This window comes from Streptomyces sp. NPDC058665 (assembly GCF_042714995.1).
Classification (GTDB): Bacteria; Actinomycetota; Actinomycetes; order Streptomycetales; family Streptomycetaceae; genus Streptomyces.
The window spans coordinates 1-13,462 of the sequence record NZ_JBHXRX010000085.1; the positions used below are offsets into that span (position 1 = coordinate 1).

Genomic DNA, 13,462 nt, shown 5'->3' on the forward strand with positions numbered 1-13,462 from the left:
GAGTGGTGCAGTCCTAGACAGCTCCACCACACCGGAGGTCTTCGCCATGATCAAGCCCGACCAGTGTCAACAACGCTCGTGATCAATACACCTAGACCCTGTCCTTTCGATCAGGCCCTACCGCCCGCCGGCGCCCGCCTCGAAGAGCAGGTAGAGGAAGCCGGCCAGGACATGGCCGGCGACGAGGTAGGCGAAGAGCCGGATGGCGAGACCGCGCGGGAAGTTGCGCTCCTCGTCCATGACGGACTTGACGGGCTCGGCGGGGGGAACCGGCTCGGCGGGCTGGGCGCGCTCCTCGGGCGAGGGCTGCTGAACGGCGTCCACCGGGTTGTCGGACATGGCGGTGGCCTCTCGGGTCGGGGTCGCAGCGGAGCTGACGGCGGATCAGTGGCACCGATTCAGCGGGGGTGGGCCCCACCGGGCAGGCACAGCTCGCCGACGGGGCTGGTCAGCAGGGTGTGGACGAACAGCAGCTCGGCGCCGGCGGGACCGGCCGCCGCGAGGCGGTGCGGGGTCATCGAGTCGAAGTGGGCGCTGTCGCCCGGGTCGAGCACATGGACGGTGTCCCCGAGGCTCAGCCGCAGCCGCCCCTGAAGGACATGGAGCCACTCCTCCCCCGGGTGGACGCGGACGAGATCGCCCTGCGCGCCGTACGGCACGGTCACCCGCAGCGGCTGCATCGCCCGGCCGGTCGGGCTGCCCGCCTGGCGGTAGGTCCAGCCGTCCGCCTCCACGGGCTCCGCCCGCGCGGCACGGATGACGGGATCGCGCTCGGGCGGCTCCTCGCCGAGCAGCTCGGAGACCGTCGTACCGTAGACGCGCGCCAGACCGAGCAGCATCGGCAGCGAGGGCTGCCGCCGGGCGGTCTCCAGCCGGGAGAGGTGGGCCGGGGAGAGTCCGGCCCGTCCGGCGGCGGCCTCCAGGGTGAGGCCCCGGCCGCGTCGCAGCTCGCGCAGCCGGGGCGCGACGTCCGGCAGAGTCTCCGTCGTGGCGTCGGTCTCGTCGGTCGCCTGTTCACGAGCGGTGGCGGGGTCGGTCATGCCCCCATTGAGCCAGGAATTATCCTCTGAGGCAAATTTATTACCTCAGAGGTAAACCACCGGAGCAGGACCCAACGGAACCCTACGGCGGGACTCGGGCGTCACCGGTTGGCGATCGCCTGCTTCACCAGCGTCCTGCCGAAGTCCCACATCAGCCCGCCGCCCCCGTGCGCGTCGTCCATCACGGCCGTGAAGGCCGTCACGAACCGGTCGACCTCCCGCTCCCCGATGGTCAGGGGCGGGATCAGTTTGATCACTTCCAGATGGTCCCCGGAGACCTGGGTGAGAATGCGGTGCTTCTGAAGCAGCGGCACCACGACCATCTGCGCGAAGAGACCCTTCCGGGCCGCCTGGAGCATCGTCCAGCGGCTCCGCAGCCCGATCGACGTCGGCCGGCCGAACTCGATACCGATCATCAGCCCCCGGCCGCGCACCTCGCTCAGCAGCTCGTACCGGTCGACCAGCCCGGCCAGCCGTGAGCGCAGCAGATCGCCGGTCGTCCTGGCGTTGTCGACGATCCGCTCGTCCTCGATCACCGACAGAACGGCCAGGCCCGCCGCCATCGCCTGCGCGTTGGATCCGAAGCTGGCCGAGTGGACCAGCACCCGGTCCATCGAGGAGTAGACCTTCTGGAAGATCCAGTCCTTGCCGAGGGTCGCGCCGACCGGCACGTACCCGCCGGAGAGCGCCTTCGCGACACACACCAGGTCCGGCTCGACGCCTTCCTCGTGCTGGTACGCGTAGAAGTCGCCGGTCCTGCCGAGCCCCGTCTGCACCTCGTCCGCGATGAGCAGCGCCTTGTGCCGGCGCAACAGCTCCTGCGCGGCCCGCAGATAGCCGGACGGCGTCGACCGCACGCCCTTGCCCTGGATCGGTTCGACGACGAAGCCCGCGACGTCACCGCGCTTCAACTCCCGCTCCAGCGCGTCGAGATCACCGATCTCGATCGCCGTGTCGGGGAGCAGCGGCGCGAACCCGGCGCGGAAACCGTCCTCGCCGTTGACCGAGAGCGAGCCGAGCGTCAGCCCGTGGAAGGCGTGGGAGCAGTAGAGGATCCTCGGCTTCCCGGTGGCGTTCCTGGCGAACTTCAGCGCCGTCTCGACGGCCTCCGTACCGCTGTTGCCGAAGAAGACCCGGTCCAGGTGGGGGCTGTGCTTGAGCAGTTTCTCGGCGAGCAGGCCCGGCAGCGGCTGGCAGTCGAAGCGGGTGAGGTCGGCGAGCGAGGCGTCGAGGACGTCGTGGAGGGCCTTGCGTACGACGGGGTGGTGCCGGCCGAGCCCCATCACCCCGAAGCCGGCGAGCATGTCGAGGTAGTCGTTGCCGTCGGCGTCCCAGAAGTAGGCGCCCTCGGCGCGCTCGTAGACCTTGTCGAAGCCGATGGTCCGCAGCATGCGCGGGAGTTGGTGGTTCAGATGGGCGGTGTGCAACTCGTAGCGTTCGCCGCCGCGTTCGGCCAGCAGCTTCGCGAGATCGAAGGCCTTGCCCGGCTTCTCCGCCGGCCCTGTCGACTCGGTCATCGGGTGTTCTCCTCGCGCTTTTCCTGGCGCGCCAGTGCGGCGCTGATCTGTCCCGCGATCTCGACGGGTGTGAGTCCGATGTCGGCGAGCACCTCACCGCGCTTGGCGTGGGCGAGGAACTGTTCGGGGATGCCGAAGGTACGCAGCGGTACGTCCACGTCGGCGTCGCGCAGCGCCTGTCCCACGGCCCAGCCGACGCCGCCGCTGCGGCAGTTGTCCTCCACGACGGCCACGATGCGGTGCCGCGCGGCCAGCGGGGCCAGCTCCGCGTCGACGGGCTTGACCCACCGGGGGTCGACCACGGTGCAGCCGATGCCGCGCGCGGCCAGCAGCTCCGCCGTACCGAGGCAGACCCCGGCGAGCGCCCCCACGGACACCAGCAGCACATCGGCCTCACCGGCCTGCGGCACGTGCAGGATGTCGAGCCCACCCGTACGGCCGACGGCGGGGATCGACTCGCCCACCGCCTCCTTGGGAAAGCGCACGACGGTCGGCGCGTCGTCCACGGCCACGGCCTCCCGCAGCAGCGACCTCAGCTGGTCCGCGTCGCGCGGGGCCGCGATCCGCAGCCCCGGTACGCACTGGAGCAGCGACATGTCCCACATGCCGTTGTGAGAGGGCCCGTCGACACCGGTGACACCGGCCCGGTCGAGTACGAACGTGGCTCCGCACCCGTGCAGCGCGACGTCCATGAGCAGCTGATCGAAGGCGCGGTTGAGGAAGGTGGCGTAGACGGCGACGACGGGGTGCAGTCCGCCGGTGGCGAGCCCGGCGGCGGAGACCGCGGCGTGCTGCTCGGCGATACCGACGTCCCAGACGCGGTCGGGGAAGCGCGCCGCGAATCCCGTCAGCCCGACCGGATGCAGCATCGCGGCCGTGACGGCGACGACGTCGGGGCGCTCCTCGCCGATGGCGGTGATCTCGTCGCTGAAGACCGACGTCCAGGAGGGCTTGCCGGGGGGTGCCAGCGGCTCGCAGGTGAGCGGGTCCATCACACCGACGGTGTGGAAGTGGTCGGCCTCGTCGTCCAGGGCGGGCTGGTAGCCGCGGCCCTTCTCGGTCAGGCAGTGCACCAGTACGGGGCCGGTGAAGCGGCTCGCGCGGCGCAGCGCCGACTCGACGGCTCCGACGTCGTGTCCGTCGATGGGCCCCACGTACTTGAGCCCGAGGTCCTCGAACATGCCCTGCGGGGCGACGGCGTCCTTGAAGCCCTTCTTCACGCCGTGCAGCGACCCGTACAGCGGCCGGCCCACCACGGGGGTCCCCCGCAGGACTTCCTTGCCCCACGCGAGCACCTGCTCGTAACCGTCGGTGGTACGCAGGATGGCGAGGTGCCTGGCGAGGCCGCCGATGGTGGGGCCGTACGAGCGCTCGTTGTCGTTCACCACGATGATCAGGGGGCGATCCTTCGCCGCAGCGATGTTGTTGAGCGCCTCCCAGGCCATGCCGCCGGTGAGCGCGCCGTCCCCGACGACCGCCACGACATGGTCACGGCCGCCGAGCACCTGGCGGGCCTTGGCGAGCCCGTCGGCCCAGCCGAGCACGGTGGAGGCGTGGGAGTTCTCGATGACGTCGTGGTCGGACTCCTCGCGCGAGGGGTAGCCGGAGAGGCCGCCCTTGATCCGCAGCTTGGAGAAGTCCTGCCGGCCGGTGAGCAGTTTGTGTACGTAGCTCTGGTGTCCGGTGTCCCAGAGGATGCGGTCGGCGGGTGAGTCGAAGACCCGGTGCAGGGCGACGGTCAGCTCCACCACTCCGAGGTTGGGCCCCAGATGGCCCCCGGTCCTGGCCACCGCCTCGATCAGGAACTCCCTGATGTCCGCGGCCAGTTCGTCGAGTTCGGCCCGGTCGAGCGCCTTCAGGTCGCGCGGCCCCCGGATGTTCTCCAGTATCGACATGCTCGGCCCCCTCTGGATCCTCTCGCGGATCCTTCAGTTCTCTGTGACTGCCGGTCACGGCGCCGGAAGGACAGCGGCGGAGTGCGCCGCTGTCCTTCCGTTGGCCATGACGTCACGGGCCACCGGCCTCACTTGCCCCCGGCGACCGTCTCCCGCATCGCTCGCAGCGACTCCTTGAGCGAGCCCATGGTGGCGAGCACGGCCGTCGGCTCGTATCCGCAGTGCGCCATGCAGTTGGCGCACCGCGGGTCCTTGCCCCGGCCGTACTTGTCCCAGTCGGTCTCCTCGATCAGTTCCCGGTACGTCGGGACGTATCCGTCGCTCATCAGATAGCAGGGGCGCTGCCAGCCGAAGAGCGAGTAGTTGGGGATCGCCCAGGCCGTGCAGGGGAAGTCGGCCTTGCCCTCCAGGAAGTCCAGGAAGAGCGGTGAGTGGTTCAGGCGCCAGCGCCCCCTGTTGCCGCCTGAGAAGGCCTTCTTGAACAGCTCCCGCGTCTGCTCGACGCCCAGGAAGTGCTCCTGGTCGGGTGCCTTCTCGTAGGCGTAGGCGGGCGAGATCATCATCTCGTCGACCTTCAGGTCGTCGTTGAGGTAGTTGAGGACCTCGATGATGGTCTGCGGGGTGTCGGTGTTGAAGAAGGTGGAGTTGGTGGTGACCCGGAAGCCGCGCTTCTTGGCTTCCTTCATCGCCTCCACGGCCTCGTCGAAGACCCCTTCCTTGGCGACGGACTCGTCGTGCCGCTCGCGCAGGCCGTCGATGTGCACGGCGAACGCGAAGTACGGCGACGGGGTGAACTTCTCCAGCTTCTTGCGCATCAGCATCGCGTTGGTGCAGAGGAAGACGTACTTCTTCTTCGCGACGAGCTGCCGGACGATCTCGTCGATCTGCGGGTGCATCAGCGGCTCGCCGCCGGCGATGGAGACCATCGGCGCCCCGGATTCGAGCACCGCGCCCACCGCTTGCGCCACGGGCATGCGCTGCTTCAGGACCCCGGCCGGGTGCTGGATCTTGCCGCAGCCCTCACATGCGAGATTGCAGGCGAAGAGGGGTTCCAGCTCGACGATGAGGGGAAACTTCTCACGCCTGCGTAGCTTCTGTTCGACGAGGTACGTCCCGACCCTGATGGTCTGACGGAGCGGCATGGCCATCTAGCTCACCTCCTGGGGAGCAGCAAAGAACGGTGCCATTCAAGAAAAGCCGGAATGACGGCACGAAGGACACGGAAAGCTGATATTCCACCGCTAACTGTGCCAATTCGGACTAGCTCATGCTCTGGAGCGTCCACGACCACCCGTACGGCCGCAACCGGGCGGGGCCCGGCGCTCAGGGCGGTGCGCAGTGTCGCGGCGGACTCCATGTCCACGGCGACGGCTCCCGTGGCACGCAGCCCGGCCCTCTCGGGGCCGCGCACCACATGGTCGGATCCGGCCAGCGGGCCGGTGTGGACAGTGCGTCCGGGCAGCGCCAGGGAGAGCGCCTCCACGAGCAGACCTGTTCCCGTACAGCGCGTCAGGTCGTGGGAGTCCCGGGTCTCGTCGGCGACGATCAGGTCCCCCGGGTTCATCCCGGGGACCAGGCCGGCACAGAAGCCGGACGCGATGACGGCCGCGTCCCTGTTCCGGTCGGTTCCGAGCGCGCGCGCCGTCGCACGCTCGGCGTTCTTGGGGCCCATGCCCGTGCGGATGACGGTGACGGGTCCGCTCTCTCGTGTCCGGCCGGCCAGACCACTGCGCAGGGCCATCCGCTCGATGCCGAGGGCACAGGCGATCAGCAGCGGTGCGGCGGCGGGGGCAGCCCCGCCGCCGGCCGGTGGGGCTTCGTCGGCCTGGCCGGCTCTGTCGGGCGGCGAGTCCATCAGGCCCCCTTGCGGCTGTCCGCCCGGCTGTCGGTCCGTCGCTCCCCGACGTTCCTCGTCCGGCCCTCCGCCAGCAGCTCCGCGCGGGCGGGCCCGCGGTCCGCGAACGGTTCCCCGTTGACGTACCGGCCGAGGGCCGTGAGCGGGAACACCTGCCGGTAGAGGTGGTAGTTGATGGAGAAGTCCCACGGGAACCCGGTGCCGGTGAAGTACGGCTCGTCCCAGGAGCCGTCCTCCCGCTGGGCCGCCGCGAGCCATGCCACGGCGCGCTCGACGGCGGGCGTCTCGCGCCGCCCCGCTGCCAGGAGCGCGAGCAGCGCCCACGCGGTCTGCGAGGCGGTCGACGCCCCGTGCCCGATCCACTTCTCCTCACGGTAGGAGCGCAGGTCCTCGCCCCAGCCGCCGTCGTCGTTCTGTACGGATTCCACCCAGCCGACCGCGCGGCGGATCGCCGGGTGGCCGACGGGCAGCCCGGCGGCGACGAGCGCCGGTACGACGGACCCCGTCCCGTACACGTAGTTGACGCCCCAGCGGCCGAACCAGGAGCCGTCCGCCTCCTGTTCGGTGAGCAGCCACTCGATGCCGCGCCGGGTGTCGGGGTGCCGGGCCTTGCCCTCGTACGCCAGCATCTCCACGACGTGCGCGGTGACATCGGCCGACGGCGGGTCGATGACCTCGCCGAAGTCGCAGAACGGCAGCCTGTTGGGGAACGGGCTGACGTTGTCGGCGTCGAACGCGCCCCACGCGCCGTTCTTCGACTGCATGCCGAGCGTCCAGCGCGCGCCGCGCTCGACGGCCGTGTCCATGCGCGCGGTGTCCGGGTGGGAGACCCGGCGCAGGGCGAGGATGACCTCGGCGGTGTCGTCGATGTCCGGGTAGTTGTCGTTGTGGAACTCGAACGCCCAGCCGCCGGGGGCGAGTCCGGGCCTGCGGACGGACCAGTCGCCGGGGCGCACGATCTGCTCGTCCAGCATCCACTCGGCCGCCTTGACCAGCGCGGGGTGGTCCGGGCTCACCCCCGCGTCGGCCAGGGCGATCGTGGCGAGGCAGGTGTCCCACACCGGGGACTGACAGGCCTCAATCATCCGCGCGCCGTCCTCGCGCCAGACGGCGAACCGGTCGAGCGATTCGAGTCCCGCGCGCATGACCGGGTGCTTCAGGTCGTAGCCGAGCAGATGCAGGGCGATGATCGAGTAGACGGCCGGCGGCTGGATACCGCCCCAACAGCCGTCGTTCTCCTGGCGTTCGACGATCCAGCGGGCCGCCGCGTTCATCGCCGTGCGGCGCACCGCACGGGGCGCGACCTTGTGGTACAGCCGCAGCGCCTTGTCGACGCGCTGGAAGATCCCGTCCCAACTGGCCGCCGACGCGAGGGGCTTGGCGGGATTCGGGCGCCGCACGTCCGTGTGCAGCTCGTCCAGCGCGAAGGGCGCGGGGCGGACGGGGCGCAGGGCCGAGACGATCGTGAGCGGCACGATGGTCTGCCGGGCCCAGCAGCCGAACGAGTAGATGTTCAGCGGGAACCACTTGGGCAGGAAGATCACCTCGGGCGGGACCTCGGGGAGGTCGTCCCACTTCCACCAGCCGAAGAGCGCGAGCCAGATCCGGGTGAAGACCCGGCTCTCGGCGACACCGCCCTGTTCACGGATCCAGGCGGCGGCGCGCGCCATGTGCGGGTCGTCTGGCCGGTCCCCGGCGAGACGCAGGGCGACGTATCCCTCGATGGTGGTGGAGAGTTCGCCGGGCCCGCCGTAGAAGGTGGCCCAGGTTCCGTCGGCGCGCTGTTCGCCGCGGATGAAGCGGCCCGCCGCCTCCGTGGTACGCGCGTCCTGGACACCGAGGAACTGGCGGAGCAGCAAGTCCTCGGCGTCCATGGTCACATTGGTCTCCAGGTCGCCCTTCCACCAGCCCTGGGCGTCCTGTTGGCCGAGCAGATGCTCGACGGATCGTGCGGTGGCACGCCGTGCGACGTCTCCGATGTCGTTCGCGTCGGGAGTGGTGTCGGACGGTTCGCTCGCCGCGGCAGCGCGGGGTCCCACGGCCCCGGTGCTTCCGTCGGTCGTCGCTGTCATGGCTTCCCCTTACGTGCAGTTGGTCCTCTGCTGTGCTGGGGTCTCCGTCGTCCGGGGGATCGGATACGAGCCGGCGGACGGCGCGACTACGGAGGCTTTCGGTGCGTCAGCCTCCGGTGAGCGTGGATATACACATGGCGATGATGCTCATCTCTTTCGTACGACGACGAAGTCCGCGAGCGCGGTGAGCTGCGCGCGGACCCGTTCGGGCATGTCGATACCGCTCAGGGCCTCGATGGCGACGGTGTGCTGTCTGCGGGCCTCCTGGGAGGTCCACTCCCGGCCGCCCGCCTCCTCGATGAGTGCTGCCCTGGTCGCGAACTCCTCTTCCGAGAAGCTCGCGAAGTCCGTGCTCTTGGCGTCGGCGGCCAGCAGTTCTCCGAGCCGCCGCGAGGCGGGACCGCCGGCGGCGAGAGCGGCGACGACCGGCAGCGACTTCTTGCGCTGGCGCAGATCGCTCCACGTCTGCTTGCCGGTGGCCCCGGGGTCGCCCCAGATGCCGAGCAGGTCGTCGACGGCCTGGAAGGCGAGGCCGAGGTGATGGCCGTACGACTCCAGGAGGTCGGCCGTCCGGTCGTCGGCCCCGCCGAGGACGGCGCCGATGGAGACGGCGCAGGCGAGCAGCGCGCCCGTCTTGTTGCCCTCCATCTCCAGGCACTCCTCGACGGTCACCCGCTCACGGTGCTCGAAGGAGATGTCCTGCGCCTGGCCGTCGATCAGCTTGCGGGTGGCGACGGTGAGACGGCGGGTGGCTCGGCCGGCCTCGGCGGTGCCGATCTCCAGCAGGATCTCGTTGGCGAGCGCGAACAGCGCGTCGCCGACGAGGATCGCCTGGGCGGGGCCGTGCATCTTCCAGACGGTGTCGCGGTGGCGGCGCTGCTCGTCGCCGTCCATCAGGTCGTCGTGCAACAGCGAGAAGTTGTGCACCAGTTCCACGGCGACGGCGCCGGGGACACCGGTCTCGGCCGCCGCTCCCGCCGCCTCGGCCGACAGCAGCGCGAGCGCGGGGCGTACGGCCTTGCCGCCGTCACCGTCGGCGGGCCGGCCATCGGCGTCGATCCAGCCGAAGTGGTAGGCGGCGACGGTGTCCATCGGCGGGGCGAGCCGGCCGATGGCGGCCCGCAGCACGGGGGTGGAAAGGGCACGGCCGCGCTCCAGCAGCGCGAAGACGTCCGCGGTGTCGACAGCCGGATCAGCCGGGGGCACAGTCGGCACGGTTTCTCCTCTTGTTGCAGTCCTGATGGGGCCCGTACGCGTCGTCGCCGTACTTGTCCTTGCCGCGCCGTCACTCGTCGCGGTGTCGCTCACCGAGCTCCCGCCCGCCGCGCCTTTCACCGCGGCGTCCGGCCTCACGCGGCCTCCCGGAGGGGATGCCGATGGGTGCGGCCGAGTTCGGACAGGGCCGCGCCCGCCGCGCTGAATCCGCTGCGGACCGCGCCCTCCATAGTCGCTGGCCAGCCGGTCGCGGTCCACGCCCCCGCCAGGAAGAGGCCGGGTGCGCGCGTCCGCGCGCCGGGTCTCAGCCGCCCGACTCCGGGCGTGGGGGCGAACGTCGCCGTGCGCTCACGCGTCACGAAGAAGTCCCGCACCTCGGCGCTCCGCGCGGCCGGAAGAAGACGTTTCAGCTCGGGCAGATAGCGCGCGCGAAGCTCCGCGACGGGCAGGTCGATCTCGTCCGCGACCGCCGACTGCGACAGCGCCACGTACTGCCCCTCCTTCAGCCCCGAGGCGTCCGTCCGGTCGAAGACCCACTGGACGGGGGTGCCGAGTGCGGCGAGGAAGGGGCGGCGCAGCACCTTGCGGTCGTAGACGACGTGGACGTTGAGGATCGGCGACGTGCCGATGTCGAGAAGGCGGCCCGGCTGGTCGAGCGCGCCGTCCGGCAGCAGCGCGTGGGTCTCGCTCTGCGGAACCGCGAGGATCACCGTGTCCGCCTCGATGCGCTCGCCCGGTACGTCGACGCTCCAGCGGCCGTCCCCGGTGCGGGTCACCGCCGAGACGCGGGTGCGCAGTTCGGTCCGTACGCCCGCCGCGTCGAGGGCCTTGCGGGCGAGTGTGTCGTGCAGTTCACCGAGCGGCACCCGGGCCCAGCCGATGTCGGCGGCGCCGCGCTCGGAGAGCAGCCCGGTCTTGAAGACCATCGCGGCCAGGCCCATGGATGCCTGCTCGGCGCGGACGTTGAGGGTGGCGACGCAGACGAGGTTCCACAACGCCTCGACGGCGCGCGCCGACTGGCCGTGGCGGCCGAGCCAGGTCGCGAAGTCGACGCCGTCGAGGGCGGGGTCGGCCGGGTCGAGCGCCTTGAGCGCCAGCGCGGCGCGTCCTACGGAGGCCTTCTCGGCGAGCGAGAGGTGCGGGTAGGTGGCGAGTCCGCCGGCCAGATGCAGCGGTACGGGCAGGGCGTTGCGGCTCAGCCGTCCGACCCGGGGCCGGCCCGCGCGTCCCACGTCGAGTACGGGAACGTCGAGCCGGTCCTGTACGGGGGCGAGGCCGGCGCCGTCGACCCGGTCGAGGAACCACCGGTACGCCGTGCAGCAGCGCAGGTACACATGCTGGCCGTTGTCGACGGTCAACTCGCCGCGGGTGAAGGAGAAGGCGAGCCCTCCGAGGCGCGGGCGGCCCTCGACGAGCGTCACCCGCACCCCGGCGTCGGCGAGCTGAAGCGCGGCGGTCACACCGGCGATACCGCCGCCGACGACGACCGCGTGGCGCGATGTCGTGCTTCCGGATGTCGTCATGCGCCCTCCCCCGCGACTGTCGCAGTCAGGGACGCGCCAGGTCCCGGGGAGGTTGATCGCGCACCACCGCGGTCGCCCCGATCACCACGGTCGCCGGTGCCGGACAGCGGCGTCACGGTCGCCTCCTGACGGCCTGCCGGGAGATGTTCCTGGCGTCGAAGCCGGAGAGGCCGCGCACCGCGACGTACGCCTTCTCGCGTCCGGGCAGCGAGACCCGGCCGCGCAGGACGGCCTCGGGGTCGCGTTCGATGCGGTCGAGCAGCCTGCGGTAGATGCCCGCCATGGCGGCGACACAGGCGCCGCTGCGCCGGTCGAGCATGGGCAGCAGCCGGTAACCCTCGGCGAACAGCGCGCGGGCCCGTCTGGCCTCGAAGTGGACGAGCCCGGCGAAGTCGGAGCCGGCGGGCGGCGTCGCGCTGTCGAACCCGGCCGAGCAGCCGAACTTGGCGAGATCGTCGGCGGGCAGATAGGTGCGCCCGTTGCCCGCGTCCTCGCGCACGTCACGCAGGATGTTGGTCAACTGGAGCGCCAGACCGAGGGTGTCGGCGTACTCGGACGCACGCTCCGCGCCGGGCCCTGTGGGGTCGGTGCCGAACACCCCGAGCGAGAGCCGCCCGATGGCTCCGGCGACGCACCGGCAGTAGATCTTGAGGTCGTCCCATGTCTCGTACGTCTCACCCTTGACGTCCATCAGGACGCCGTCGATCAGTTCGTCGAGTCCGCCGAGCGGGAGCGGGAAGCGGCGGGCCGCGTCGGCGAGCGCGACGGCGACGGGGTCGGTGTCGTCCTCCTCGACGCCGCCGTTCCTGATCCGGCCGAGGAGGCCACGGGTGTCCTCAAGTCTCGACTGCTTGGCCCCGGGCTCCAGCGTGCCGTCGCCGATGTCGTCGACGCGCCGCGAGAACGCGTACAGCGCCGACATGGCCTGCCGTTTGTCGGCGGGCAGCAGCCGGATGCCGTAGGCGAAATTACGGGCCTGCTGCCCGGTGACGGTCTCGCAGTAGCTGTACGCGGCCTGTACCGGCGCCGACACGGGGGACTGTCCCTCCACGATCCGGCTCACCCCTTTCTGTGCGTTTTCCGCAGGACTGCTCCCACTTCACGCAGCAGACGTGGTGTGGTCGCTCTGGGCGGTCCGGGCAGTACATCGTGTCCCACGGCGGCGACCGAGGAGAGGGCGGCACGCCCCCCGCCGACGAATCCGGCCAGCAGAAGTCTGAGCCTGCCCCGGACGCTGTGGACCAACGGCCCTCCCTCGTCGAGGAGTTGACCGGCGCGGTCGGCCTCGAAGGCGATCAGGCTCCGGACGGACGCGTTCGCCGTCGGCGCGGCGAGGTCCTCCTCGGTGACATGGAACCGCTTCATGTCGTCGGCGGGCAGATAGATCCGGTCGCTCGCCAGGTCCTCGGTGACGTCCTGGAGATGTTCGACGATCTGGAGCGCGGTGCAGACGGCGTCGGAGCGGCGGACGCGCTCGGGGGTCGCGGTGCCGGTGATCGCGAGGACGAGACGGCCGACGGGATTGGCCGAAAGTTCGCAGTAGGCGAGGAGGTCGTCGTAGGTGCCGTAGCGGCGTACGGACTGGTCCTGGCGGTTGGCCTCGATCAGCCGGAGGAACGGCTCGGGGGTGAGGTCGTGGCGCCGTACGGTCGGCGTGAGCAGTCCGAGCAGCGGATGACCGGGGGCCGGTCCCGCGGGGTCGAACACCCGGCGCAGGTCGGTCTCGAAGGCGTCCAGCATGGCGAGCCGGTCGTCCGTCGCCGCGGGGTCGAGGCCGAGGTGGCGGGCGTCGGCGCCGCCGGGGGCGAGGTCGCCGTCGCCGATGTCGTCGACGAGGCGGGCGAAGCCGTAGACGGCCATCAGATCCTCGCGCCAGGCGCGGGGCAGGAAGAAGGGGGCGACGGGGAAGTTCTCACCCGACGCCTTGTCGAGCGTGGCCCGCGCGGAGGTCTCGGTCTGCCTCTGGGAGGCGCCCGTCACCGCGGACCGCCTGCTGCGGGGACGGCGCGACCCTCGCGGAGCTGGAGATCAACCGTCATTGCCGTCACGTCTCCCGTTCTACACTGCCGACCCAAACATCCCATTTCGGACACGCCGCGCGGCCTGGCGACTGGGATACCGCCGATATGGGCGGATCCGCGGCCGGTCAGCCGGGGCTCACGGACGTATCGCCGCTCTTGCCACGAATCAGCACCGGTACAGCTTACGTTGTACAACGCCCAGGCCCGCGCCGGGGCGTCTCGCGCACAACGACAACATCACGGCCCGCCTCAACCTTCCTCAGCGGCACCGGACTTGACGCAACTTTGACGATTCCGGGGGCCGGGCGGGAGCGGGCGGGGCCG

General features: G+C 70.9%; 11 protein-coding genes. All 11 read right to left on the reverse strand.

Annotated elements, in window-relative coordinates:
* Nucleotides 1-117: 117 nt before the first annotated feature.
* The gene (locus tag ACFWV8_RS34485; protein WP_384213698.1) at nucleotides 118-339 is read right to left on the reverse strand and encodes a DUF6126 family protein; all 222 of its coding nucleotides are present in this window, start codon (nucleotides 337-339) and stop codon (nucleotides 118-120) included.
* 59 nt (nucleotides 340-398) lie between these two features.
* Nucleotides 399-1,040, reverse strand: coding sequence for a helix-turn-helix domain-containing protein (locus tag ACFWV8_RS34490; protein ID WP_384213700.1), 642 nt, complete (start codon nucleotides 1,038-1,040; stop codon nucleotides 399-401).
* 101 nt (nucleotides 1,041-1,141) lie between these two features.
* Entirely contained in the window at nucleotides 1,142-2,557 is a 1,416-nt protein-coding gene (locus ACFWV8_RS34495; protein WP_384213706.1) for an aspartate aminotransferase family protein, read from the reverse strand.
* The gene (dxs, locus tag ACFWV8_RS34500; protein WP_384213716.1) at nucleotides 2,554-4,452 is read right to left on the reverse strand and encodes a 1-deoxy-D-xylulose-5-phosphate synthase; all 1,899 of its coding nucleotides are present in this window, start codon (nucleotides 4,450-4,452) and stop codon (nucleotides 2,554-2,556) included. Before dxs ends, ACFWV8_RS34495 begins: the two co-directional genes overlap by 4 nt.
* A gap of 128 nt (nucleotides 4,453-4,580) precedes the next feature.
* A complete protein-coding gene (hpnH, locus tag ACFWV8_RS34505; protein ID WP_384213721.1) occupies nucleotides 4,581-5,600 on the reverse strand; it encodes an adenosyl-hopene transferase HpnH in 1,020 nt (339 codons plus the stop codon).
* A 5-nt stretch (nucleotides 5,601-5,605) separates the two neighbouring features.
* Entirely contained in the window at nucleotides 5,606-6,307 is a 702-nt protein-coding gene (locus ACFWV8_RS34510) for a 1-hydroxy-2-methyl-2-butenyl 4-diphosphate reductase (protein ID WP_384213729.1), read from the reverse strand.
* Nucleotides 6,307-8,379: a squalene--hopene cyclase gene (shc, locus tag ACFWV8_RS34515; protein ID WP_384213732.1), complete on the reverse strand. Its 2,073-nt coding sequence runs from the start codon at nucleotides 8,377-8,379 to the stop codon at nucleotides 6,307-6,309. Before shc ends, ACFWV8_RS34510 begins: the two co-directional genes overlap by 1 nt.
* Nucleotides 8,380-8,526: 147 nt before the next feature.
* Nucleotides 8,527-9,594: a polyprenyl synthetase family protein gene (locus ACFWV8_RS34520; RefSeq protein ID WP_384213735.1), complete on the reverse strand. Its 1,068-nt coding sequence runs from the start codon at nucleotides 9,592-9,594 to the stop codon at nucleotides 8,527-8,529.
* 134 nt (nucleotides 9,595-9,728) lie between these two features.
* Nucleotides 9,729-11,117, reverse strand: coding sequence for a hydroxysqualene dehydroxylase HpnE (gene hpnE / locus ACFWV8_RS34525; protein WP_384213738.1), 1,389 nt, complete (start codon nucleotides 11,115-11,117; stop codon nucleotides 9,729-9,731).
* A 112-nt stretch (nucleotides 11,118-11,229) separates the two neighbouring features.
* Nucleotides 11,230-12,180, reverse strand: a complete 951-nt coding sequence (hpnD, locus tag ACFWV8_RS34530; protein WP_384213741.1) for a presqualene diphosphate synthase HpnD — start codon at nucleotides 12,178-12,180, stop codon at nucleotides 11,230-11,232.
* A complete protein-coding gene (gene hpnC / locus ACFWV8_RS34535; RefSeq protein WP_384213744.1) occupies nucleotides 12,177-13,097 on the reverse strand; it encodes a squalene synthase HpnC in 921 nt (306 codons plus the stop codon). Before hpnC ends, hpnD begins: the two co-directional genes overlap by 4 nt.
* Nucleotides 13,098-13,462: the final 365 nt, after the last annotated feature.

Coding starts and splice junctions, on each gene's coding strand:
- ACFWV8_RS34485 (WP_384213698.1), bottom strand. CDS start 339: ATGTCCGACAACCCGGTGGACGCCGTTCAGCAGCCCTCGCCCGAGGAG.
- ACFWV8_RS34490 (WP_384213700.1), bottom strand. CDS start 1,040: ATGACCGACCCCGCCACCGCTCGTGAACAGGCGACCGACGAGACCGAC.
- ACFWV8_RS34495 (WP_384213706.1), bottom strand. CDS start 2,557: ATGACCGAGTCGACAGGGCCGGCGGAGAAGCCGGGCAAGGCCTTCGAT.
- dxs (WP_384213716.1), bottom strand. CDS start 4,452: ATGTCGATACTGGAGAACATCCGGGGGCCGCGCGACCTGAAGGCGCTC.
- hpnH (WP_384213721.1), bottom strand. CDS start 5,600: ATGGCCATGCCGCTCCGTCAGACCATCAGGGTCGGGACGTACCTCGTC.
- ACFWV8_RS34510 (WP_384213729.1), bottom strand. CDS start 6,307: ATGGACTCGCCGCCCGACAGAGCCGGCCAGGCCGACGAAGCCCCACCG.
- shc (WP_384213732.1), bottom strand. CDS start 8,379: ATGACAGCGACGACCGACGGAAGCACCGGGGCCGTGGGACCCCGCGCT.
- hpnE (WP_384213738.1), bottom strand. CDS start 11,117: ATGACGACATCCGGAAGCACGACATCGCGCCACGCGGTCGTCGTCGGC.